The 24489-nt window shown below is 44.5% G+C and carries 24 protein-coding genes, 1 tRNA gene, 1 rRNA gene and 1 other RNA gene; 22 read left to right on the top strand and 5 right to left on the bottom strand.

Annotated elements, in window-relative coordinates:
- The first annotated feature begins 55 nt into the window (after nucleotides 1-55).
- The 4 genes from H8716_RS05555 (at nucleotide 56) to H8716_RS05540 (ending at nucleotide 4256) form a co-directional block, all read left to right on the top strand.
- Nucleotides 56-760 carry a 5'-methylthioadenosine/adenosylhomocysteine nucleosidase gene (locus tag H8716_RS05555; RefSeq protein WP_249307577.1) on the top strand — a complete coding sequence of 235 codons (705 nt, stop codon included), beginning with the start codon at nucleotides 56-58 and terminating at the stop codon, nucleotides 758-760.
- A gap of 188 nt (nucleotides 761-948) precedes the next feature.
- Entirely contained in the window at nucleotides 949-1737 is a 789-nt protein-coding gene (locus H8716_RS05550) for a hypothetical protein (RefSeq protein WP_249307576.1), read from the top strand.
- Nucleotides 1738-1823: 86 nt separating this feature from the next.
- Nucleotides 1824-3173, top strand: a complete 1350-nt coding sequence (locus H8716_RS05545) for a glucose-6-phosphate isomerase (protein ID WP_249307575.1) — start codon at nucleotides 1824-1826, stop codon at nucleotides 3171-3173.
- Between the two features lie 126 nt (nucleotides 3174-3299).
- Nucleotides 3300-4256, top strand: a complete 957-nt coding sequence (locus H8716_RS05540) for a D-2-hydroxyacid dehydrogenase (RefSeq protein WP_249307574.1) — start codon at nucleotides 3300-3302, stop codon at nucleotides 4254-4256.
- A gap of 65 nt (nucleotides 4257-4321) precedes the next feature.
- Here the strand turns inward: H8716_RS05540 and H8716_RS05535 are convergent, their stop codons facing one another.
- A complete protein-coding gene (locus H8716_RS05535; RefSeq protein ID WP_249307572.1) occupies nucleotides 4322-4585 on the bottom strand; it encodes a hypothetical protein in 264 nt (87 codons plus the stop codon).
- Nucleotides 4586-4610: 25 nt separating this feature from the next.
- Nucleotides 4611-5765, bottom strand: a complete 1155-nt coding sequence (locus tag H8716_RS05530; protein WP_249307571.1) for a serine hydrolase — start codon at nucleotides 5763-5765, stop codon at nucleotides 4611-4613.
- 165 nt (nucleotides 5766-5930) lie between these two features.
- Here H8716_RS05530 and H8716_RS05525 point away from each other — a divergent pair, with 165 nt between their 5' ends.
- The 5 genes from H8716_RS05525 to H8716_RS05505 all read left to right on the top strand — a co-directional run bounded on the left by H8716_RS05525 (nucleotide 5931) and on the right by H8716_RS05505 (nucleotide 9537).
- Complete coding sequence (locus tag H8716_RS05525; protein ID WP_249307570.1) at nucleotides 5931-6461, top strand: cob(I)yrinic acid a,c-diamide adenosyltransferase; 531 nt, start codon at nucleotides 5931-5933, stop codon at nucleotides 6459-6461.
- 18 nt (nucleotides 6462-6479) lie between these two features.
- Nucleotides 6480-7706 (top strand): peptidase T, encoded by a 1227-nt coding sequence (gene pepT, locus H8716_RS05520; RefSeq protein WP_249307568.1) that lies wholly within the window; start codon nucleotides 6480-6482, stop codon nucleotides 7704-7706.
- Nucleotides 7703-8194, top strand: coding sequence for a tRNA adenosine(34) deaminase TadA (gene tadA / locus H8716_RS05515; protein ID WP_249307567.1), 492 nt, complete (start codon nucleotides 7703-7705; stop codon nucleotides 8192-8194). Before pepT ends, tadA begins: the two co-directional genes overlap by 4 nt.
- 107 nt (nucleotides 8195-8301) lie before the next feature.
- Nucleotides 8302-8563: signal recognition particle sRNA large type (ffs, locus tag H8716_RS05510), an RNA gene on the top strand.
- 116 nt (nucleotides 8564-8679) lie between these two features.
- A complete protein-coding gene (locus tag H8716_RS05505) occupies nucleotides 8680-9537 on the top strand; it encodes a putative manganese transporter (RefSeq protein WP_249307566.1) in 858 nt (285 codons plus the stop codon).
- 40 nt (nucleotides 9538-9577) lie between these two features.
- Here the strand turns inward: H8716_RS05505 and H8716_RS05500 are convergent, their stop codons facing one another.
- Nucleotides 9578-10213 carry an HAD family hydrolase gene (locus tag H8716_RS05500; RefSeq protein WP_249307565.1) on the bottom strand — a complete coding sequence of 212 codons (636 nt, stop codon included), beginning with the start codon at nucleotides 10211-10213 and terminating at the stop codon, nucleotides 9578-9580.
- Between the two features lie 66 nt (nucleotides 10214-10279).
- Nucleotides 10280-10365, bottom strand: a tRNA-Ser gene (locus tag H8716_RS05495).
- Between the two features lie 172 nt (nucleotides 10366-10537).
- Between H8716_RS05495 and H8716_RS05490 the strand changes: the two genes are divergently transcribed.
- The 9 genes from H8716_RS05490 to H8716_RS05450 all read left to right on the top strand — a co-directional run bounded on the left by H8716_RS05490 (nucleotide 10538) and on the right by H8716_RS05450 (nucleotide 19754).
- Entirely contained in the window at nucleotides 10538-11248 is a 711-nt protein-coding gene (locus H8716_RS05490; RefSeq protein WP_249307564.1) for a FadR/GntR family transcriptional regulator, read from the top strand.
- A 124-nt stretch (nucleotides 11249-11372) separates the two neighbouring features.
- Entirely contained in the window at nucleotides 11373-12503 is a 1131-nt protein-coding gene (locus tag H8716_RS05485) for an Ldh family oxidoreductase (RefSeq protein WP_249307563.1), read from the top strand.
- Nucleotides 12504-12580: 77 nt separating this feature from the next.
- Nucleotides 12581-13756: an NAD(P)-dependent malic enzyme gene (locus tag H8716_RS05480; protein ID WP_249307562.1), complete on the top strand. Its 1176-nt coding sequence runs from the start codon at nucleotides 12581-12583 to the stop codon at nucleotides 13754-13756.
- 278 nt (nucleotides 13757-14034) lie between these two features.
- Nucleotides 14035-15108 carry a 6-phosphofructokinase gene (locus tag H8716_RS05475; RefSeq protein WP_249307561.1) on the top strand — a complete coding sequence of 358 codons (1074 nt, stop codon included), beginning with the start codon at nucleotides 14035-14037 and terminating at the stop codon, nucleotides 15106-15108.
- Nucleotides 15109-15228: 120 nt separating this feature from the next.
- Nucleotides 15229-16893 (top strand): DNA polymerase III subunit gamma/tau, encoded by a 1665-nt coding sequence (gene dnaX, locus H8716_RS05470; protein WP_249307559.1) that lies wholly within the window; start codon nucleotides 15229-15231, stop codon nucleotides 16891-16893.
- A 12-nt stretch (nucleotides 16894-16905) separates the two neighbouring features.
- On the top strand, nucleotides 16906-17250 hold the full coding sequence (locus H8716_RS05465) for a YbaB/EbfC family nucleoid-associated protein (RefSeq protein WP_249307558.1): 345 nt from the start codon (nucleotides 16906-16908) through the stop codon (nucleotides 17248-17250).
- Nucleotides 17250-17846: a recombination mediator RecR gene (recR, locus tag H8716_RS05460; RefSeq protein WP_249307557.1), complete on the top strand. Its 597-nt coding sequence runs from the start codon at nucleotides 17250-17252 to the stop codon at nucleotides 17844-17846. Before H8716_RS05465 ends, recR begins: the two co-directional genes overlap by 1 nt.
- 142 nt (nucleotides 17847-17988) lie before the next feature.
- On the top strand, nucleotides 17989-18828 hold the full coding sequence (locus H8716_RS05455) for a transketolase (RefSeq protein ID WP_249307556.1): 840 nt from the start codon (nucleotides 17989-17991) through the stop codon (nucleotides 18826-18828).
- Nucleotides 18816-19754, top strand: a complete 939-nt coding sequence (locus H8716_RS05450) for a transketolase family protein (RefSeq protein WP_249307554.1) — start codon at nucleotides 18816-18818, stop codon at nucleotides 19752-19754. Before H8716_RS05455 ends, H8716_RS05450 begins: the two co-directional genes overlap by 13 nt.
- Before the next feature lie 40 nt (nucleotides 19755-19794).
- Here the strand turns inward: H8716_RS05450 and yyaC are convergent, their stop codons facing one another.
- Nucleotides 19795-20355: a spore protease YyaC gene (gene yyaC / locus H8716_RS05445; RefSeq protein ID WP_249307552.1), complete on the bottom strand. Its 561-nt coding sequence runs from the start codon at nucleotides 20353-20355 to the stop codon at nucleotides 19795-19797.
- Between the two features lie 162 nt (nucleotides 20356-20517).
- On the opposite strand from yyaC, the gene H8716_RS05440 reads away from it, so the two are divergent.
- The 4 genes from H8716_RS05440 to H8716_RS05425 all read left to right on the top strand — a co-directional run.
- Nucleotides 20518-21696, top strand: a complete 1179-nt coding sequence (locus H8716_RS05440) for a LysM peptidoglycan-binding domain-containing protein (RefSeq protein WP_249307551.1) — start codon at nucleotides 20518-20520, stop codon at nucleotides 21694-21696.
- Between the two features lie 54 nt (nucleotides 21697-21750).
- Nucleotides 21751-23094, top strand: coding sequence for a DUF5711 family protein (locus H8716_RS05435; protein ID WP_249307550.1), 1344 nt, complete (start codon nucleotides 21751-21753; stop codon nucleotides 23092-23094).
- Between the two features lie 7 nt (nucleotides 23095-23101).
- Nucleotides 23102-23884 carry a CvpA family protein gene (locus H8716_RS05430; protein WP_249307549.1) on the top strand — a complete coding sequence of 261 codons (783 nt, stop codon included), beginning with the start codon at nucleotides 23102-23104 and terminating at the stop codon, nucleotides 23882-23884.
- Between the two features lie 383 nt (nucleotides 23885-24267).
- Nucleotides 24268-24489: ribosomal RNA gene (locus H8716_RS05425) — 16S ribosomal RNA — on the top strand; the annotation flags it as partial.

Below are 24489 nucleotides of genomic sequence, written 5' to 3'. Positions count from 1 at the left end.
GTATCTGTGAAGGCACTGAACAGATACAAAAAGACAGGAACAGGAGCATTTATATATGAAGAAAATAGGTATTATCGGAGCAATGGAAGTGGAAGTGGCGGCATTGAAAAGTGCCATGAAGGTCAGCAGAATGCTGAATAAAGCCCAGATGGAATTCCTGGAAGGAGAACTGGAAGGCTGTCAGGCAGTAGTAGTCAGAAGCGGAATCGGAAAGGTGAATGCAGCAGTCTGCACGCAGATTCTGGTAGATGAATTTGGGGTAGACGGAGTCATTAATACCGGTATTGCAGGTTCCTTAAAGGCAGAGATCAATATTGGAGATATTGTGTTATCTACCGATGTGCTGCATCATGATATGGATGCGACTGGATTTGGATATGATCTGGGTCAGATTCCACAGATGAATGTATTCTCATTTGAAGCAGATGAAAGGATGCGTACCATCGCAAAAGAAGTGTGTGAAGCTGTGAATCCTGAGATTCAGGTATTTGAAGGCAGAATCGTCAGTGGAGATCAGTTTATTTCAAGCAGAGAAGTGAAAGACCGCATTAAGAGTAATTTTGATGGATACTGCACTGAGATGGAAGGAGCAGCAATCGCTCAGACTGCGTATCTGAACCGGATTCCGTTCGTCATTATTCGTGCGATATCTGATAAGGCAGATGACAGTGCCACTATGGATTATCCGACCTTTGAAAAGCAGGCAGTAGAGCACAGTGTGCGCCTGACTCGTGGATTCTTAAAGAGAATTCAGAAGTAACATAAAGGGAGATGCTTACAAAGAACATGAACCCCAAAAGCCCGTAAATATGCCGTTTATGGGCTTTTTCTGTCGAACGATTTTACTTTGCAAACTGGAAAATTTGATTTATACTCTGCAATTAACAGGAGCAGGGACCGTGCCCGGGGAGAGGAAACTGCGTCTGAGAAAAAAGAAAGGGGATCACTATGTTACATATTTTGTTACAGTCAAAAGTGTTACTCTCTTTGATGACAGCAACAGGATTGCTCGGAATACTTTGCCAGATAATCAGCAACAGATGCTGCAGACAGCTCATACGGGAGGCTGCAGATACACAGCCGGAAAAAGGTGAATTTATGAAGCGGATGAGATACCGGTATCAGATTGACAGCCGGTGCTGTCAGGGAAATGTAAATATACCGGTATTTGTGCAGAGAATGCTGTTGGACTACAGATACCGGAAGCTGACACTGCACCAGTGGAGAAGAATGGCGGCCGGATGGTATCTTGGAAGCATGGCAATTGCGGCACTGGGCTGTTGGTATAACCAGGCACAGCATAACCAGGCAGATCTGATGCTTATGCTTCGAATGGCAGCTGCAGTGACAGTTGTCACGGCTCTGACAGTTTTATGGTGTGACAGCCGTTATAAGGAGAGCAGGCTGACAGTGCAGATGCAGGATTATCTGTGCCATTCCGGAATCTCAGCAGATATAAGCAATACCGGTCTGGATGAGTGGAAAGAAGAGGGAACACAGGCTGCCATGCTTGCAGAAACAGGAAAGAAAAAGGCTGCAAAAGGAGATTCAAGGGCAGAGCGGGACAAGCGGCAGCTTCAGGAGAGTCTGGCCCGCATGAAATCCGGAGAACGGGAGACTGCGGCGGGAACGGAAAAAGACTGGGGACGGGAACGAAACCGGGAGATTCTGAAACAGATGGATGCGAAGGAGCAGGAACGAATAATCCGAGAGGTGCTGGCGGAATTTTTGGCTTGAAAAGGAACCGCTTACTTGGTAGAATAAATACGATAAGTTTTTGGACATAAAACAAGGAAAAAACGGATAACAAAGGAGCAATTGGTATGGGAAACAAAGTTACGTTTGACTATTCAAAGGCAGCAAAATTCATCAGTGCTGACGAAGTAAAATCTATGGAAAGAATCGTAGAACAGTCTAAGGAAGTTCTGGTATCCAAGAGCGGTGCCGGCAATGATTTCCTTGGATGGATTGATCTTCCGGTCGCATATGACAAAGAAGAGTTTGCAAGAATCCAGAAGGCAGCAGAGAAGATCACTTCTGACAGTGAAGTGCTGGTAGTGATCGGTATCGGCGGATCTTATCTTGGGGCACGTGCGGCAGTAGAATTCCTTCGTCACAGTTTTTATAATGTGGTATCAAAGGAAGTTCGCAAGACTCCGGAGATCTACTTTGCAGGTAACAGTATCAGTGGCAGATATTTAAGCGACCTGATTCAGGTAATCGGTGACAGAGATTTCTCTGTAAATGTAATCTCCAAGTCAGGAACTACCACAGAACCTGCGATTGCTTTCCGTGTATTCAAGGAAATGCTGGAAAAGAAATACGGAAAAGCAGAAGCTGCAAAGAGAATCTATGCAACAACTGACAAGTCCAGAGGAGCTTTAAAGAAGCTGGCTACAGAAGAAGGATACGAGACTTTTGTAGTACCGGATGATGTGGGTGGACGTTTCTCCGTACTGACTGCAGTAGGACTGCTTCCGATCGCTGTAAGCGGTGCAGATATTATAAAGTTAATGGAAGGTGCGGCTGATGCAAGAAAAGATGCATTGGAAAAACCATTCGCAGAAAATGGCCCAATGCAGTATGCAGCAGTTCGTAACATCCTGCTCAGAAAAGGTAAACAGATTGAAGTTTTGGCAAACTATGAACCGAGTCTGCATTATGTATCTGAATGGTGGAAACAGCTTTATGGTGAAAGCGAAGGAAAAGACCAGAAGGGTATCTTCCCTGCATCTGTAGATCTGACCACAGACCTTCATTCTATGGGTCAGTTTATTCAGGACGGATCACGTAATCTGTTTGAGACAGTATTGAATGTGACTGATTCTGAAGCTGAGATCGTGATCGGTGAAGAACCGGTAGATCTGGATGGCCTGAACTATCTTGCTGGAAAGAACATGGACTTTGTAAATAAGAGCGCCATGAACGGAACCATTCTTGCACATACAGACGGAAATGTGCCGAATCTGATGATCACTGTTCCGGGACAGGATGAATATTCTCTTGGACAGCTTTTCTATTTCTTTGAATTTGCCTGCGGTGTCAGCGGATACACACTGGGTGTGAATCCATTCAACCAGCCAGGTGTAGAGAGTTACAAGAAGAATATGTTTGCATTGCTTGGCAAACCGGGATATGAAGCAGAGAGAGAAGAATTAATGAAACGTCTGTAATGAGATGTTTATAATCAGACTGTTGCTGTGAACGAAGTAAGGCAGCAGCAAAATAAAAAGTTCAGCGGCTGTGCTGCGGCGGGAATGCCGTGGTGCAGCCGTTTTTACAACAGGAGGAGAAAACGAATGAAGATTGTGATACTGGAAGCCAATTCACTGGGAGCAGATGTGGATCTGAGTGCTTTTGAAAAGCTGGGGGAGGTCGCAGTATATGGTCAGTCCAATATGCAGGATACCCCGGAGAAAATAAAAGACGCAGATATTATTGTGGTAAACAAAGTGCCGATGAATGAACAGACCCTTGCCGGAGCAGAGAATCTGAAAATGATTGCTCTGACAGCAACCGGCTACAATATTGTGGACAAGGCGTATACAGACAGCAGAAAGATTGCTGTGGCAAATGTCAGGGGATATTCTACAGATTCCGTAGCACAGCATACCTTCGCACTGGCACTGTATTTGATAAATCAGCTTGCTTATTATGACCGGTATGTCAAGAGCGGCGAATATGTAAAATCTGATATTTTCAGCCATTTTGACAAAAAGATTTTTGAACTGGCAGGAAAGACCTGGGGAATTGTAGGTCTGGGGGCAATTGGCAGAAAAGTAGCCGAGATAGCAAAAAGCTTTGGATGTCGGGTGATCTATTATTCTACATCAGGTAAAAATCATAACACAGAGTATACCAGTGTGGATCTGGATACCCTGCTTTCCACATCTGATATGATATCTCTTCACGCACCGCTGAATGCTGCAACAGAGAACTTTATGAATCTGGAGAAGTTTGAAAAGATGAAATCCACAGCCATTCTGATCAATGTGGCAAGAGGTCCTGTGGTGAATGAAAAAGATCTGGTAACGGCATTGAAAGAAGGTATGATTGCCGGTGCCGGACTGGACGTGATCTCAGTAGAACCAATGAAGTCAGATAATCCGCTGCTCGAGATACAGGACAGCGGCAAACTGATTGTGACTCCGCATATTGCATGGGCAACAGGGGAAGCAAGGCAGCGTGTGGCAGATGAGACATACCTGAATATTGAAGCGTTCTTAAAAGGTGAAAAGAGAAATCTGATTCCATAGTAAGAAAAAGAGTATTTGTGAAGGTACTGAACAGATACGAAAAAGGAAGGAGCTGCATGCCCCGATTAATCTTCCTCGATGACATGCAGCTCCAGAAAATCAAATTCAATTTCTTCAATAAAATTATCCTGACGAAACTTGGTAGAACTGTGCTTCTGGAATTCCCTGATATTGGAATCCAGCCAGATGGGTTTCCCGAGATCAAACTCCAGACAGATCTCATCCAATGCATGGAAGACCTTGTGAGTTCTGGTATCGTCTGAAAAATCTTCGATGGTAGTATCTCTCAGAAGATGGTTATTTTTCCATATTTTTCCCCAGATACGCATAGAATACCCCCTTTTTATTTTAAAATCAGGAAGCTTCGCTTTCCGAAGTTCCCAGTGGAAGCAGTGTATCGCTGTCTACTTCCATAATCGGGCTGGTGAACCAGTCATAAACCATAGTGGTAATTTCATGAATATGGTCTACGGCAGATCCGGTATCACTCAGATCAGTGGACAGAATACAGAAGATATAATCTCCATATGGCGTATAAATAATCGCTGCATCATTTTCAGTGTTATCTACTTCCCCGGTCTTGTGGGAAATATGCGTTCCCTCTGGCAAACCTGCCGGAATCTTATAATTTACTTCCTGGTTATTCAAAAGATTTTCAAATCGATAAGAAGCATAATGTGAGATCAGTTCCCGATTGTAGATCATTTCCAGCAATTTTCCACAGTCTGCTGCAGAGGTTTCGTTGATGCGTCCATCCGATACCCACAGGCTGGGATCGGCAATACCGTTAACCTGTACAGTGTTCGTAAAGCCCATGCGCTGGATGAAATCATTGACTTTTGCCAGACCTGTTTGGAAGTCGTCTGATTCATCACAGAAACTGCGTACCAGAACATTGGAAGACTCATTGTCACTTACCGTAATCATTTCGTGAAGGGCATGAGTAATCGTGTCTGTCTCAGTAAGTTCACCATTTTCAATCAGTTCCAGGGTAGCTCCGGCAATATACAGCTTAATCAGGCTGGCAGACTGCATGGCATGTTCATTGATCTCCATCGTATTGCCGCTTTTCAGATCCTTCAGATAGACACTCCAGTCCCCCTGATAACCAGAAAGTATGGAAGTGATTTTATCCTCCAGGGAATTCCAGGTCATGCGGATGCGGTAAGCATGACCGAAACGGTCACGGATAATCATGCCGTCTGGAGTGAGCTGTGGAATTGGTACATTATTCAACTGATTTAGAGTAAAGGATCCAAGATCCAGATATCGTGGAAGATCTCCGAATATCTGATCCAGTTCAGACTCGGACAGTCTGTGCCAGTCTGAGTTCAGGGACTCTGTCTCTGTTTCAGAAGAAAACTCTGTCTCAGATTCCGCTTCGGAAGAGACCGGGAACTCAGGCCAGGTGAGTATTTCACTGGCATCCACGCCGGTGCCACAGCCCAGGCAGGATATTATTGTAAACAAACCACCAACAAACAGTGGAACGATTCTTTTTTTCATCATTTTCATTTTATCCTTCCGGAAAATATCCTTTTTATCCATTTCATCTTACACGAAAGAAAAAAGATTGTAAACTGGTAACTTTTCGTTGTAAAATAAAAAAGATAAGTGTATCAGTAAAGGAGGGAAGATCTCCGGCTGACGAAAAAAGGAGGAATGAGAGATTCCATGATGACAACAGGATTAGTTCACATTTATTGTGGAAACGGAAAAGGAAAGACGACGACGGGGATGGGACTTTGTACCAGAGCTGCCGGATATGGATACAGTGTATTGATTTATCAGTTTATGAAGAATAATAAGACCAGCGAAAGAAAGATTCTGGAAGTGGTAGATAACATTACCTGGATCAACGGACTGGATCAGGAAAAATTCAGTTTTCAGATGACAGAAGAAGAAAAGGCAGAAAGACGTGTTTTTTACGGCGAACAGCTCAAAAAAGTGACAAAAGAAGCGGTAGATGGAGACTATGATGTACTGTTTTTGGATGAGAGCATCTATACCATCCGCGCAGGTCTCCTGGATGAGCAGCTCTTACTGGATTTTCTGGATCACAAGCCGGAAAAGCTGGAAGTGATCTTAACCGGCCAGGGACCGGATGAAGAACTGATAAAACGTGCAGACTATGTATCAGAGATCTGTATGAGAAAGCATCCATACGAGAAAGGAATTCCGGCAAGACCGGGAATTGAACGATAAAGAGCAGGAGAAGAAAACATGCGGGCATACGAGAGACTTTTAAAATATGTAAAAATCTATACCACCAGTGATGAAGAGAGCGGAAACACACCATCTGCACAGAGAGAATTTGATCTTGGCAATCTTCTGGCAGAAGAACTGAAAGAAATCGGTGTGGAGAATGTACGGATCACAGAGCAGTGTTATGTATATGGAGAGATCCCGGCAACTCAAGGATATGAACAGGTACCGGCGTTGGGCTTTATAGCCCATATGGATACTGCACCGGACTTTTGCGGGGAAGGCGTAAAACCACAGATCATCGGAGACTATGACGGAAATGATATTCAGCTTGGACAGAGCGGAAGAGTGCTGAGCTGTAAGGCTTTCCCGGATCTGTGTGAATTAAAGGGAAGAACACTGATTACCACAGATGGCACTACACTTCTGGGTGCCGACGACAAAGCGGGCTTGGCAGAGATCATGACGATGGCAGAGCAGCTCATTCGGGAAAAAACTCCTCATGGAAAAATCTGTGTCGCATTTACTCCGGATGAAGAGATCGGAGAAGGTGCAGATCATTTTGACGTGGAAGGATTCGGAGCAAAATACGCCTATACCGTAGATGGCGGTGCTGAAAATGAGATCGAGTATGAGAACTTTAATGCGGCAGGAGCCCAGATCGAGATTACCGGTTTGTCTGTGCATCCAGGTGACAGCAAGGATACTATGATCAATGCGGCCCTGGTGGCAATGGAATTCAATCAGATGCTGCCATCCGGTGAGACACCACGGGGAACCAGCGGATATGAAGGATTTTTTCATCTGACGGATATGAGCGGGGATGTTTCAGAAGCAAAATTATCTTATATTATTCGTGACCACAGTGCAGCACATTTTGAGGTCCGCAAGGAACAGATGCAGCATATTGCAGATCTGTTGAATGAAAAATACGGACAGGGAACAGTGAAGCTGGCCATCAAGGATCAGTACCGCAATATGAGAGAGAAGATTGAAGACTGTATGTTTTTAATTGACTATGCAAAACAGGCAGTGCAGGAAGCAGGGCTGCAGCCGAAGGAAGTGGCAATCCGCGGAGGAACAGACGGAGCACGTCTTTCCTTTATGGGACTGCCGTGCCCGAATCTGGGAACCGGCGGTTATGCATTCCACGGACCGTTTGAGCATATCACGACAGAAGGCATGGATTATACCGTGAATATTTTAAAAGGTATCATAAAGGCATTCGGAGAACAGAAGGCATGACCGATCAGGAAAAGTTCATGAGAGAAGCCATACGGCAGGCGAAAAAGGCATATCTGCTGGAAGAAGTGCCTATTGGATGTGTGATTGTACACGACGGAAAGATCATTGCCAGAGGATACAACCGGAGAAATACAGATAAGAACACCCTGGCTCATGCGGAAATGACTGCCATAAAAAAGGCGTCCAAAAAGCTGGGAGACTGGCGACTGGAAGAGTGCACCATGTATGTGACGCTGGAGCCATGTCAGATGTGTGCAGGAGCCATGATGCAGGCCAGGCTGACGGAGGCGGTGATTGGGTGTATGAATCCCAAAGCAGGCTGTGCCGGATCCGTGTTGAATATCCTGGAGATGGACGGTTTCAATCACAAAGTTCAGGTTACCAGAGGCGTTCTGGAGGAAGAGTGCAGCCAGATGATGAGTCAGTTTTTCCGGGAACTCCGGGAAAAGAAGAAAGCAATGCGTGAAACTGTTCAGGAAAATGCATGATTTCTGTGCATCGCGAAGCGTGTTGCTGGTCACGGAGTGAACAGTAACAAATCAGGTGATAATCTCTCATTGACAAAATCAAGGAAACAAGGTATAGTATGAACTATCCACGCAGCCGGGGAGATAGCGGTGCCCTGCACCTGCAATCCGCTACAGCAGGGGTGATACCAATCCGAGGGTTCTTGGCTGTGGAGCTGCCCTTTATAAGTGGCGTTGACGTCTGGGTCTTGCACAACAGGAATCTGTGAACCGTGTCAGGTCAGGAATGGAGCAGCACTAAGCAGAAGCTCTTGTGTGATGCGAGGGTGCCTGGATCGAGTTAACTGTAGAGGTAACGTCCATGGCCGGAATTCGAAGTGCGGTGCGTGGTAAAAAAGAACAGAGTTTATGTATGATTCGTAAGAGAAGGGTCATACATAAGCTCTGTTTTTCTTAGCAATGGGAATTATGAACATATGAACAATCGTAGAAAGGAATGGTAAAAAATGATCATAGACAGTTTACTGGATGCCCTGCAGGACAGCATGAAACTGGTTCCGTTTTTGCTTCTGACCTATTTTATCATGGAAGAACTGGAGCATCATACCGGAGGAAAGGCACAGCAGAGAATCCGTAAGGCAGGCAATCTGGGACCTCTCTGGGGAGGTGTTTTGGGAATACTGCCCCAGTGTGGCTTCTCAGCAGCTGCGTCCAGTCTCTATGCAGGAAGAGTCATTACTATTGGAACACTTTTTTCGGTATATCTGTCCACATCTGACGAAATGCTGCCCATTTTTCTGTCAGAGAAAGTACCGATGGAGACAATATTCAAAATACTGGCCGTCAAAGTGGTGATAGCTGTGATCTCAGGATTTGCAGTGGAATTTGCCTATCTGCATCTGATCCATCACAGAGAAAAAGATCTGGATATACACACAGTGTGCGAGGAAGAACACTGTAGCTGTGAAGATGGTGTCCTGCAGTCTGCAATGAAGCATACAATAAAGATCTTTTTCTTTATTTTCCTGATCTCGGCAGCTTTGAATCTGCTGATCGGATTCGTGGGAGAAGAAAGCATTGCGGCAGTATTCCAGAGCACTCCGATAGTTGGCGAGGCGGTAGCGGCACTGGTGGGGCTGATTCCGAACTGTGCATCTTCCGTAGTGATCACACAGCTTTATCTGCAGAATATCATCAGCGCAGGTGCCTTAATGAGTGGGTTGTTGGTCAATGCAGGTGTTGGGCTTCTGATTCTCTTCCGTCTGAACCGTCATTGGAAAAAGAATCTGTGTATTGTCGGAATGCTGTATGCACTTGGTGTGTTCTGGGGAATTGTCATTGAAATGAGTGGAATATTGTTTTAATAAAAAATCTCGCAGGGATCGCACCTGCGAGATTTTCACATTAAAACATAGATATCAGATCCAGAGGCTTCTGAATACGTGCATCCGGATCCGGGACGTCACCGAAGCCATATTCAGCCAGAATAAAAGGAATTCCGGCTTCCCGGCAGGCATTGGCATCACCCTGTGTATCACCCACATAAACCGGATTTTTCAGATGATTTTCTTTCATCAGACGCAGGATAGTCTGTCCCTTGGAAGTACCGGTCTGACCAAAACAGAGATGATCGGTGATATAAGATTCAAAGTGATTTTTACGCAGAAACTGTTCAATATAACCACACTGACAGTTGCTGACAATAAAAAGCGGAAGCTTTTTGGACAGCTTCTGAAACATTTCTTCAATGCCCGGATACAGTAAAGATGCCGGGTCTGCTTTTTCCAGTTCTTCTTCTTCCAGAATGACACATTTTTCGGAAATAAAATGCTGCTGTTCCCCGGATAACTCAGGCAGAAGTTCTGCAAAGATCTGATCCATAGGTTTTCCGAATAAAGTCATCAGGCGGGCCCCGTCTACACGGATGGGAAGATCAGTGTAAGCTTCAAGTGCCCGGTTATAGCCGATGGCAACGATCTCAGTGGAATCCCACAGAGTTCCATCCACATCAAAGATAATACTGTCTGTATTTGAAATCATAAGTACCTCCAGTTAAAGTATATGAAAAAGCCGGTTGAAACAAGTACATTCCAACCGACAGCAAAACGGAGAGCAAGGGATTCGAACCCTCGGTGGGTATTAGCCACACGGCTTTTCGAGAGCCGCACCTTAAACCACTCGGACAACTCTCCACAGATTGCGCATATGACTGATCACTTGGTGAACAGCAATTTGCGTATTTCAGTATACCAGATTTACGAATGTCTGTAAAGAAAAACAATCAAAAAGCCCATTGATGAAGTCATGTGGAAATGATACTATGAAAAGTAAGCCGAAAATACGGCAGGATGTGGAGGAAAAGAGATGTTTACGAAGATAGGAGAGGAAAGGGCATTTGATGCCATCCTCGGACAGATCATAGAGAATATTCAGACAGGAGAGTTGAAAGCAGGGGGCGCACTCCCCGCAGAACGGTCCATGGCAGAGAGTATGGGAGTATCCAGACCAGCGGTAAGAGAAGTACTCCGTGCACTGGAGCTTCTGGGAATTGTGAAGTCAGTTCCGGGAGGCGGTAATTATATTACGGACAGGCTGGATACCTGGCTGATTGGACCATTGTCCCTGATGTTTCGTTTAAATAATGGTTATCTGAAGCAGAATCAGCAGCTCCGTGCGGCACTGGAACGAGAGACCGCGATTCTGGCTGCAAAGAAATGTACACCGCTGGATGTGGCAGAACTGAGGATGATTCTGGCAAGGCTTGATGCGGCAGAACAGGAGAGTGACCGCGGGGAACTGGACAAGCAGCTTCATCAGAAAATTGCCCAGATTGCAGACAATCCAATGCTGTACAGTGTGCTGACAGCCGCTGATCAGCTGACCGAAAGTATAATTTCCGGGACACGCAGCTATATTATGAAGAAAAAGCAGTCTGCCAGAGAAGTGGATGACCAGCATCAGCGCCTGGTGGAAGCAATTGTGGCCGGCAATGTGACAGAAGCAGAAATGTGCATGTCAGAACATATGGAAACCATTGAAAAATACATGGAAGAGATGCAGAAAGAACAGGGATAAAAGATAAAAAATTAACGTATGTATGTTCTCTTGAAATTTGGTAAGACCAATGGTATAATCAATTTTGAAATTGGTAATACCAACAAAACAAATTGGAAGACCAGGATGAAGGGGGACTTTTACAATGGGATATGTTACATGGTCATATGATATTTTAAATCAGTTTTGCAAAGATGTATTTCAGGCATTCGGATTTTCAGAGACAGAGAGCAGTGAGATCAAAGACGTGCTTCTGACAGCAGATCTGTATGGCATTGAGAGTCACGGAATGCAGAGAATGGTTCGTTACCATAAAGGAATTGAAAAAGGAACGATTCATCCTCATGCAGTGCCGGAAGTCGTATTCGAGACACCTGTTTCAGCAGTGATAGACGGACATAACGGAATGGGACAGCTCATCAGCATTTTTGCTATGAAAAAGGCAATCGAGAAGGCAAAACAGACTGGTGTGGGTATGGTAAGTGTAAGAGAATCCAATCATTTTGGAATTGCAGGGTATTATGCAAAGATGGCGAGTGAAGAAGGACTTCTTGGTATGGCATGCACAAATTCAGAAGCCATCATGGTGCCGACTTTCGGACGCAAAGCCATGCTCGGCTCCAATCCGATTGCAGTGGCAATGCCGGCAGATCCATATCCATTTTTCTTTGACTGCTCTACTACAGTAGTTACAAGAGGAAAACTGGAGATGTACAACAAGATGGATAAGCCGCTCCCGGAAGGATGGGCACTGGATAAAGATGGACACGCCAGCACAGATGCCCCGGATGTTTTATCTAATATTGTTGCCAAAAAGGGCGGAGGAATCATGCCGCTCGGAGGAAATAAAGAAGTAACCGGAAGCCACAAAGGATATGGCTATGGTATGCTTTGTGAATTATTCAGCTCCATTTTATCCATGGGTGTAACATCAGACCACTGTTGTACCTTCCCGGATAAGACAGGAATCTGCCACGGATTTATCGCGATCAACCCGGCTGTCTTTGGCAATCCGGATGAAATCCGTAAGCATTTTTCAGATTATCTGGAAGCACTTCGGGAAAGCCCGAAAGCAGAAGGTCAGGAACGTATTTACACCCATGGGGAAAAAGAAGTGCTGGCGGAAAAAGAGCGTATGGAACATGGCATTCCGGTAAATGATAATACTATGGTAGAGCTTGGCAATCTGTGCAGCTATCTGAAGCTGGATTTCCAGAAGTATTTCCCAGGTTACAAACTGCCGTCAGACAGCAAGTTCTTTACCGGAAATTATTAAAAACTTTGACAGTTATCATCATACAGTGATAGAATTCATATCAAATGAAATTTGAGGATCTCAGGGAGGAGAACAGGATGGATTACGCAAAAGAATCATTAAAGTTACATGGAGAATGGAAAGGTAAGATCGAAGTAGTAACCAGAGTGCCGGTTGAAAATAAGGACGACCTTTCCCTTGCATATACACCAGGTGTTGCACAGCCTTGTCTGGAAATTCAGAAGGATGTGAATAAGTCTTACGAACTGACCAGAAGATGGAATATGTGTCTGGTTGTTACAGACGGTTCCGCTGTACTGGGACTGGGAGATATTGGACCGGAAGCAGGTATGCCGGTTATGGAAGGAAAATGTGTACTGTTTAAAGCATTTGGTGATGTAGACGCTTTCCCGCTGTGCATCAAGAGCCATGATGTGGATGAGATTGTCAATACCATCTATATGATTTCAGGATCTTTTGGCGGAGTCAATCTGGAAGATATCTCTGCACCGAGATGTTTTGAGATCGAAAAGAAATTAAAAGAAAAGTGTGATATTCCGATTTTCCATGATGACCAGCATGGAACTGCTATCATCACACTGGCAGGTCTGACCAATGCACTGAAGGTAGTCGGAAAGAAAAAAGAAGAAGTACGTGTGGTTATGAACGGAGCCGGAGCAGCAGCCATCTCTATCGCACGTCTGTTATTAAAAGCAGGAGTAAAGAATATCACACTCTGCGACCGTAAGGGTGCCATTTACGAAGGACGTAAGGAAGGCATGAATCCGGTAAAAGATGAGATGAGTAAGATCACCAACCTGGAGAAAAAGTCCGGTTCCCTGGCTGATATGCTGGTGGGCGCAGACGTATTCATCGGTGTGTCTGCACCGGGTGCTGTTACCATAGATATGGTTAAGACCATGGCAAAGGATGCCATTATCTTTGCATGTGCAAACCCGACACCTGAGATCTTCCCGGATGATGCCAAGGCAGGCGGAGCAAAAGTAATCGCAACCGGAAGAAGTGACTTCCCGAACCAGATCAACAACGTACTTGCATTCCCTGGAGTATTCCGCGGAGCATTTGATGTCAGAGCAAAAGATATCAATGATGAAATGAAGATCGCTGCATCCGAAGCACTGGCAGGTCTGATCACAGACGAAGAACTCTCACCGGATTACATCATCCCGAAGGCATTCGACAAGAGAGTAGGAGCAGCCGTTGCAAAAGCCGTTGCAGAAGCTGCAAAGAAGACAGGTGTAGCACGCATCTAATTATGCCATATATATAAAAGATACTGTTCATAGCCAGTATCCCGCGAGGTGTTTTTTGTGAGCGAAGGTCACAGAAAACCCGAGACATACTGCACAGAAATCATACAATGCATGATTTCTGTGCATCGCGAAGCGGACTGCTGTGAACGGAGTGAACAGAATCCGTCATTCCCGGCGGATTCTTTTTTCTTGTGATACAAAAAAAAATGTAGTATAGTAAATTTGTACGTGCAGATTTTGACTGGAATCTGTAAGAATGATGAAAGAAGGTATGGAATATGTTGAGAGTGGGCATGCTTACCAGTGGCGGTGACTGTCAGGCACTGAATGCAACCATGCGAGGCGTGGTAAAGGCATTATCGTCCAATGTACAGGATTTGGAAGTATACGGATTTATAAACGGATATAAGGGACTGATCTATGGAGATTACAGGCTGCTGACAGCAAAGGATTTTTCAGGTATCCTGACCAAGGGCGGCACGATTATCGGATCATCCAGACAGCCATTTAAGCTGATGCGTGTACCGGATGAGAACGGACTGGACAAGGTAGAGGCCATGAAGCAGAATTACTACAAGCTGCGCCTGGACTGCCTGGTGATTCTCGGTGGCAACGGTACACAAAAAACAGCAAACCTGCTTCGTGAGGAAGGATTGAATATCATTCATCTTCCGAAGACCATTGACAACGATATATATGGAACGGATATGACCTTTGGATTTTACAGTGCGGTGAATATTGCTACAGAGGCAATTGACTGTATTCACACCACGGCATCTTCCCATAACCGTGTGTTCATTGTTGAAATTATGGGGCACAAGGTTGGACAGCTTTGTCTGTATGCCGGTATTGCAGGTGGTGCAGATATCATTCTGATTCCTGAGATCCCGTATGATATTGATAAGGTGATTGAAGCAATCGACAAGCGTACCCAGCAAGGCAAGGGCTTTACCGTGCTTGCCGTAGCAGAAGGAGCCATTTCCAAGGAAGTGGCGGCCATGAGCAAAAAAGAACAGAAAAAATATATGGAGAACAAGAAGCATCCTTCTGTTTCCTATGAGCTGGCAGTAGCCATTCAGGAAAAGAGCGGAACAGAAGTGCGCGTGACGGTGCCGGGACATACACAGCGTGGAGGAAGTCCATGTCCGTATGACCGTGTGCTTTCTACCAGACTGGGAGCGGCAGGTGCTGATGCGATCCTTCATAACGAATATGGATACATGATCGGTATTGTGAACGGCAAAGTCAAGAAGGTACCACTGGAAGATGTGGCAGGAAAGTTAAAGTCCGTATCACCAGATGATCAGATTATCAAAGAAGCAAAACTGATCGGTATCAGTTTTGGTGATTAAGAGTAAATAAGAAGAAGCGGCAGAGCCTGGAGACAGATTCGGCCGCATCTTTTACGCGGGCAGCGATCGAAATGGAACGCAGATGCCGTGATAACATGAAAACTGACAGGAGATTGGAAAATGGGATATACAGCTCTGTATCGAAAGTTCCGGCCGGATACATTTGCGGATGTAAAGGGGCAGGATGCCATTGTACAGACATTAAAAAATCAGATTAACGCAGACAGAATCGGTCATGCCTATCTGTTCTGCGGAACCAGGGGAACCGGTAAGACAACCGTGGCGAAGATTCTGGCCAAAGCGGTGAACTGTGAACATCCTGTAGACGGCAATCCCTGTAACGAATGTGCGACCTGCAGGGCAATTGCTGCGGGAAGTTCCATGAATGTGATCGAGATTGATGCGGCATCTAATAATGGTGTGGACAACATTCGTGAGATCCGGGAGGAGACTACCTATTCTCCGACGGAAGGAAAATACAAAGTATATATCATCGATGAGGTGCATATGCTTTCCATCGGTGCATTTAATGCATTGTTGAAAACACTGGAAGAGCCGCCATCTTATGTTATTTTCATTCTGGCTACCACAGAAGCACATAAGATACCGATCACGATTCTATCCAGATGTCAGCGGTATGATTTTAAGAGAATCTCGATTCTCACTATAGCGGACCGGCTGACTCAGTTAATGAAAGAAGAACAGGTAGACGTAGAGGAAAAAGCAATTCGTTATATCGCCAGAAAAGCGGACGGATCCATGCGAGATGCTCTGAGCCTGATGGATCAGTGTATTGCCTTTTATCTTGGAAAGAAGCTGACCTATGATAACGTTCTGGATGTGCTGGGTGCAGTAGACACAGAGATCTTCAGCAGAATGCTCCGGCTGATCCTGAAAAATGATGTGGCAGAACTTCTGAAGATGCTGGAAGAACTGGTAATGCAGGGGCGTGAACTGGGACAGTTTGTGACCGATTTCACCTGGTATATGCGTAATCTTCTGCTTTTGAAGGCATCGGATGATCTGGAAGATGTGCTGGATGTGTCATCAGACAATCTGAAGCTCTTGCAGGAAGAAGCTGGCATGGTCAGGGAAGATACGCTGATCCGTTATATCCGGATCTTTTCGGAATTGTCCGGCCAGATTAAGTATGAATCGTCTAAGCGGATTGCACTGGAAGTAGCACTGATCAAGCTGTGCAGACCGGAGATGGAGCGGGATGAGACATCGCTTTTGGACCGGATACGACGGCTGGAACAGATAGTACAGGAAGGTACTGTGGCGGTAAGGACAGACAATTTCGGTTATGGCTCCGCTTCCGGCGGCGAGAAACAGAACTTCCAACCTGGAAAAGTTCCGGAGCTATCAGCGGGAGGTGATGCGGATCAGACAGAGCCGGGGGCAGGAATGACGGGAATGGTGGCAGAAAGTGCGGCACCGGAAGATCTGCAGCAGGTAGTCAGTAAGTGGCGGAATATCGTCAATGCCACCAGTGGACGGCTGAAAAGTGTTCTGGTCAGCGCCAGAGTGCAGTATAATGCATCTGGGGAAGATGCGCGTCTTTATGTGGTTTTTCAGGATTTTCTGGGAGAACGTTATGTGAATGATCCGGCAACCAAGGAACTGCTGGAGAGAGTGATTGCCGATCAGATCGGCAAAAAAGTGGAAGTGAAAATGATGCTGCAGCAGGAGGCACAGGTATCTCAGGTGAGACTCACAAATGTCTCAATAGAAGAGAAGATCCGGCAGCAGGTACATTTTGACAATATAGAGATTGAAGATTAGGAGGAAAAGGATATGGCAAAAAGAGGAGGATTCCCTGGAGGAATGCCGGGAAACATGAATAATCTGATGAAGCAGGCACAGAGAATGCAGAAGCAGATGGAAGAGAACCAGAAGCAGCTTGAGGAAAAAGAGTTCACCGCAGCGGCAGGCGGTGGAGCTGTAGAAGTAACAGTCAGCGGTAAAAGAGAAGTGACAAAGGTAACACTGAAAGAAGAAGTGGTAGATCCGGATGATATCGAGATGCTGGAAGACCTGATTGTGGCAGCTACCAATGAAGCACTTCGTAAAGTTGAAGAAGAGTCCAGTGCAGTGATGTCCAAACTCACAGGTGGACTTGGCGGAGGATTCCCGTTCTAATGGATTACTATAGCAGTCAAATCAGCAGACTGATTGAAGAATTTTCTAAGCTGCCCGGTATCGGACCGAAGTCCGCACAGAGACTGGCTTTTCATATTATCAACCGTCCGATTGAGGAGGTAAAAAGTCTGTCAGATGCCATTATAGAGGCAAAAGAACATGTGAGATACTGTAAGCAGTGTTATACACTGACAGACAGCGAATTATGCCCAATCTGCAGCAATCCTGAGCGGGATGCGTCTACCATTATGGTAGTAGAGAATACCAGAGATCTGGCGGCTTATGAGAAAACAGGAAAATACGATGGAGTTTATCATGTACTGCACGGAGCCATATCTCCGATGCTGGGAATCGGACCGAATGATATCAAGCTAAAAGAACTGATCCAGCGTCTGCAGGGAGATGTCAAAGAAGTGATTATTGCCACGAATTCCAGCCTGGAAGGGGAGACTACGGCTATGTATATCAGCAAACTGATTAAGCCAACCGGTATCAAAGTCAGCAGAATAGCCAGTGGTGTGCCGGTGGGCGGTGATCTGGAATATATCGACCAGGTTACACTTCTGCGTGCACTGGAAGGAAGAGTGGAACTGTAGCCGGATGAGATATGCAAAAATGTTTTTTTCTGAGGACAATCACACCTTGAGGTAATGCATTAAAGTGTGGTATACTAAAAGACGGATGTATCTGTGAAGATATTGAACAGATACGCACAAATAAAGAAATATGGAGGGCATCATGAACAAATTAGAGTTACAAAAAACTGCTAATGAGATCCGTAAAGGTATCGTCACGGCAGTTCACAGTGCAAAAGCAGGTCATCCGGGCGGATCCCTGTCTGCAACAGAAATATTTACATATTTATATTTCGAAGAGATGAATGTGGATCCGAAAGACCCGAAGAAGGCTGACAGAGACAGATTTGTATTATCTAAGGGACATACAGCACCAGGTCTGTATTCTGCTCTGGCACAAAGAGGATATTTCCCGGTAGAAGATCTGAAGACTTTACGTAAGATTGGTTCTCATCTTCAGGGACATCCATGTATGCAGCATACTCCTGGAATTGATATGTCCAGCGGATCACTGGGACAGGGTATCTCAGCAGCAGTTGGTATGGCATTATCTGCAAAGATCAGTGGTGACAGCTACAGAACTTATACACTCCTTGGAGATGGAGAGATCCAGGAAGGACAGGTATGGGAAGCAGCTATGTTCGCAGGTGCCAAGAAGCTGGACAACCTGGTTGTTATCGTAGACAACAACGGCTTACAGATTGACGGACCGGTTGCAGAAGTAAATACTCCATACCCGATCGACAAGAAGTTTGAAGCATTCAATTTCCATGTAATTAACGTAGAAGATGGTAATGACTTCGATCAGTTAAAAGCTGCATTTGATGAAGCAAAAGCGACAAAGGGTATGCCGACAGCTATTATTGCCAAGACTGTAAAAGGAAAAGGGGTTTCCTACATGGAAGGCCAGGTAGGATGGCACGGAAAAGCTCCGAATGATGAAGAATACGCAATCGCTATGGCAGAATTAGAGAAAGCAGGTGAAGCATTATGTCAGAAGTAAAGAAGATCGCAACCAGAGAAAGTTACGGTAACGCTCTCGTAGAAGTTGGAAAAGAGAATCCGAATGTAGTAGTACTGGATGCAGACCTTGCAGCAGCTACCAAGACAGGTGTATTCAAAAAAGCATTTCCGGAACGTCATTTCGACTGTGGTATTGCAGAATGTAACATGACCGGTATCGCAGCAGGTATTGCCACCACCGGAAAGATCCCGTTCATCAGCTCCTTTGCTATGTTTGCAGCAGGACGTAACTTCGAACAGATCCGTAACTCCATCGGATATCCGCATCTGAATGTAAAGATCGGCGCGACACATGCAGGTATCTCTGTAGGTGAAGATGGTGCTACCCACCAGTGCAACGAAGATATCGCACTGATGAGAACCATCCCTGGTATGACAGTGATCTGTCCGTCTGATGATGTAGAAGCAAAGGCAGCCGTAAAAGCAGCAGTAGAATACGAAGGACCGGTTTACCTGCGTTTTGGACGTCTTGCAGTGCCTGTAATCAACGACAGACCAGATTATAAGTTCGAGATCGGCAAGGGTGTTACCTTAAAAGAGGGCAAAGACCTTACGATTATTGCAACAGGACTTCCTGTAGCAGAGTGTCTGGAAGCGGCAGAGATGTTGGAAAAAGACGGAGTGGATGCTGAAGTGATCAATATCCACACAATCAAACCACTGGATGAAGATCTGGTTGTAGCATCAGCTAAGAAGACCGGAAAAGTCGTAACAGTAGAAGAACATTCCGTAATCGGTGGACTGGGCGGAGCAGTAGCAGAATGCCTCTGCGAAAAAGCACCAACACAGATGCTGAGAATCGGTATCAATGATGTATTTGGAGAATCAGGTCCTGCAAAAGATCTGCTTCACAAATATGGTCTGGATGCAGAAGGTATCTACAATAAAATCAAAGCTTTTCTTTAAGATATTACAGTGCGCGGAGAGATCCGCGCACTTTTTAACGTTATGACATTTGGCAGCATGCCAGAAGGATTCCTTTGGCAATACACTGTGCCATATTCATGACGGTAGAAGGACGGGTGGACTGGAGAATCATGTGTGCGTATTCTCCGGATATATTAATAATACCTGTGATAGAGATATCACCTACCGTCCCAAGGAATTTATTCACACCGGCTCCGGGAGAAAGCGCTCCAGGAGCTATTGTTATATAATGAAGATGTTTTTTGGTTCCCAGAGAAGCGTCAATGGCAATCACCGGACTGCCAGGGTGACGGCTGGCAATTTCGGCCATGGTGTCTGACAGGTTCACGGCATGAACCGGGCGTGAAAGTGTCCCATAGACTGTGTAGGGAAAATCGGGAGAACAGCGAAGAACACTGCCTACCATAGGACCGAGGCTGTCACCGGTTACCAGATCTGTTCCGATGCAGACGAATACCGGCGCAGAAGCATCCGGGCAGCATGCTCCCAGAAGCTGTGTAAGCTGTCTGGACAGAAGATAAGGAGCGAGATCAGAGTGACCATCAATATAACGTGTTTTAGAGGATAAGGATATGCTCATAAAAATCCTTTCTGAATCACTGTTTTTTTGTACAGTCTATCCAGAAAACGGAAAAGTATACGACAGAATTTGTCGACGAAAATCTGTTATTTTGCAAAACATTTTGATAAAATTTGCGCAGAAAAAATGCTACTCTGAATCCAAAAAGGAGTGAGCACAGATATGTCAGAAACAGAAAAAGAATGGAAACTGCCCAAGAATACGAGGCAGATAGGAGAAGAAATCGGAGAAAAAAGACTCTATGTAGAAGACTATGTTGTGACATACTTAAACCGGCTGGCAAATGAGAAGGATGTGGCCAGAGCGATCCTGATCGGTACGGTAAAAGAACAGAACCTGTATCCCTATATTTTTATAGATGGAGCAGTAGAGGTGGAAGACTACCATATGGATGAGAAACAGAGGGAGGAATTTGAGAAAAAGATCGAGATGGAATTTGGCATACGCAAGATTATGGGCTGGTTCCTTTCCTCGAAGGAAGGGCCGGTGATCTATAATCAGGAGGTATTAGATACTTACCGCCAGTATTTTGCAGAAGAAAATCAGGTATTGCTGGTATCAGATCCACTGGAAGAAGAATTGAATGCGTTTTTTATGGAAGACGAGATGCTGACAGAACAGCCGGGATATCAGATCTATTATGAGAAGAATCTGCCAATGCAGAACAGGCTGATTGAGAAGAATATAGGAAAATCCCGGGAAAAAGGAGCGGAAAACAAGGATGATGCCATTCATCGATTCAGGGAACTGGTGAAGCTGAAAAAGACAGAAAAAGAAACAGAAGAGGAGAAAAAGAATGGCTGGCTGAGCTACATAGCCAGCGGTTTTCTGGTTATGACCATACTTGCGCTGGGAGTTACTATTATATACAGTTATGACCGGATGAAGCAGGTGGAACAGAGTCTGGCAATTCTGTCCAATCACGTAGACAGCCAGAAAGAGTATGTGACGGATCAGCCAGAATCAGCAGAAGAGGTGATCTCTCATATAAAAGATGTGACAGAAGAGACAGAAACCGTTTCTCTGGAAGATATAACAGTGGAAGAAGAGACTTTTACAGGAGCTACATTTTGGAATCAGACAGAGCAGGAAAAAACAGAGCCTGAGACAGAAGCAGTATCAGAAAAGGAAACAGCAGCAGAGACAGAATCGCAGGATGCACAAAACACCATAGGGAATGTGACAGCGCGGGCATCTTATACTGTGAAGATGGGAGATACTCTGGCAGGAATCAGCCAGATGTATTATGGAACGACAGAAAAAGTGCAGGAGATCTGCAGTCTGAATGGCATTACCGACGAAGATCCGATCCTGCCAGGGCAGAAAATTCTTCTTCCATAATATTTTCTGGCATGTTATGATGAAGAATAATGATGTCTGAATGAGGAACAAGAGATGAATTTTTTAAATAAATTAAAAAAAGAAAAAGAGACAGACGCAGAAAAAGTAAAACCGATACATTCTGAACGTAAATTTTCTTTCCAGGATGCACTTGGGAATCTGAGATCGGCTGTCTTTGGAAAAGCAGTAAATATCAAAGAACTGTATAAAAAGAAAGCGGATCAGAATATGCAGAGTGATGAAATGCTGGATCTGTCGTCTAAGCTTCGTCTGCATAAGAATAAAGTCAGGATCAGAACGGCAGTGATCCTGACTATTGTACTGGTGGCATCTGTGGGATATGGGGTATATCATCATGTAAAGGTATATCGGCATTATACACTGGTTTCCGGTGAGGAACGTTCCGATGATAATGCTACGCAATATGTATTTCTGAAAAAGGGATGTATACTAAAATGTAACCCAAACGGTGTGACATGTGTGAACAAGTCCAATGAGGTACAGTGGAATACAACATTTACCATGCAGAATCCAATTCTGGATATCTGCGGAACCACTGTGGCAGTTGCTGACCAGAGAGGCAATGAGGTCTATATTTTTAATGAAAATGGCCTTGTAGGGAACTTCAAAGTAGAATATACGCTGACCAAAATTAGAGTGGCAAAGCAGGGAGTAGTGGCTGCAGTTTTGGAAGATGGTGATGTTACCTGGATCAATGTATATGATTCACAGGGGAATATTATTGTAAAGAACAAGACATCCATTGGTAAAGCAGGATATCCGCTGGATATGGATATTTCCTCCGATGGACTGAAGATGGCAGTATCCTTTGCAGGAATTCAGAATCAGATGCTGAATTTTAAAGTTGATTTTTACAATTTCTCTTCTGTGGGAAAAGATCAGGAAAACAATCTGGTGAAAGAAGTGGAGTATGAGAACAGTGTTATCCCTCAGGTACAGTTTCTGGGAGGAGACTATGCGGTAGCCTTCAGAGATGACGGCGTGACTGTTTTTAGCGGAAAACATGTACCGGAGGAAAAGAAGAATATCGCTGTAGGGCAGGAAATTGTCAGTACATTTTATGATGATGATTACTTTGGCATCATTACAGAGAGCGATGAGGAAGAACAGACCCATAGGTATAAGATGGAACTGTATCGGAAAAATGGGACAAAATGTTTCCAGACATATTTTGATATGGAATATTCAGAAGTAAAGATTCATGGAGAAGAAGTATTTTTGTACAACAGTTCAGAAACCATGATTTATACAACAGCCGGCAAATTAAAATATTCTGCAGCATATGATAAACAGATTTCAGAGGTAATACCGGCAGAGGGACTGGGGAAATACATGATTATCACTCCGGACAGCGTAGATATTATAAAGATCGGATAGGTACAGTATGAATATTTTGACAGGAATTGTAATTATAATATTTTTATTGTTTATGATAAGAGGATATCGAAGAGGATTGATAAAGAGTCTGGCTTCTGTGATATCTCTTGTTGCGTCTCTGGCGCTGGTATCCTTTGTGACACCATATGTATCTCAGTTTCTGCAGGAACAGACTCCGGTGTACACATATGTTATGGAAAAATGTCAGGAGTCCTTTACAGTAACACAGGATGAAGTAAATGAGAATGTAACAGAAGCCGGAACAGAGACAGAAGAGGGGGATGTTACCCTGAAAACAGAAAAGAACAATGATACAGTCGGAAATGCGGCAGGTACAATTAGCAGTCAGATACAGAAAAGTGCAATTGAGGAACTTCCGTTGCCAAATGTTCTCAAAAATCTGCTGATTCGTAATAACACAGAAAAAACTTATAAAGAACTGGCCGTGAACAGCTTTAATGATTACGTGCCCAAGTTCATGGCTAATCTGATTATGAATATCATCTCTTTTATTGTAACATGGATTATAGTGGCAAGCTTTATCTGGCTGGCAGTAATGACATTGGATGTGATTGCCAATCTTCCAATTATTCATGGCGTGAATCAGATGCTTGGGCTGGTTCTGGGCGCAGGTCAGGCGCTGGTGATTGTCTGGATTATATTTCTTGCAATTACAGTAATTGCAAGCACAGCAATTGGAAAACAGCTTATGGAGATGATCGAAAAGAGCATATTGCTCAGTCAGATCTATAATGGAAATGTATTCCTGAAGCTGCTTCAGATGAAGTGAAAACTCTGATAGAAAAAAATAAAAAAAATCAAAAAAGCTGTTGACAAAGTGAAAATAGAATGCTATTATAAACAAGCTGTTTGAGAGAACAAAACTTCTTGAAAACAGAGCAAAGCAGTTTGAATTCTTTGAAAAAAGAAATTCAAAAAAATAAAAAAAGTTCTTGACAAATGAAAAAAGCTTTGGTAAAATAATGAAGCTGATTCGTGAGAGAGAACAGCAAGAACCTTGATAATTGAACAGTGAAACAACCTTGAAAGATTCTAAAAGTTAATTCAAGGAACTGACCTTATAAAACAGTAAAAGGGATATCTAATTGAACATTAGCAGTTCAATTAGCAAAAATTAGCTAGACGTTAATTTTGATCCCGGAATCAAACATTTATTTTGAGAGTTTGATCCTGGCTCAGGATGAACGCTGGCGGCGTGCTTAACACATGCAAGTCGAGCGAAGCACTTAAGAAAGATTCTTCGGATGAATTCTTTTGTGACTGAGCGGCGGACGGGTGAGTAACGCGTGGATAACCTGCCTCATACAGGGGGATAACAGTTAGAAATGACTGCTAATACCGCATAAGCGCACAGTGCCGCATGGCACCGTGTGA

The organism is Jingyaoa shaoxingensis (genome assembly GCF_014385005.1).
Taxonomy (GTDB): Bacteria; Bacillota; Clostridia; order Lachnospirales; family Lachnospiraceae; genus Marvinbryantia; species Marvinbryantia shaoxingensis.
This window is presented reverse-complemented; position numbering and strand designations above follow the sequence as displayed.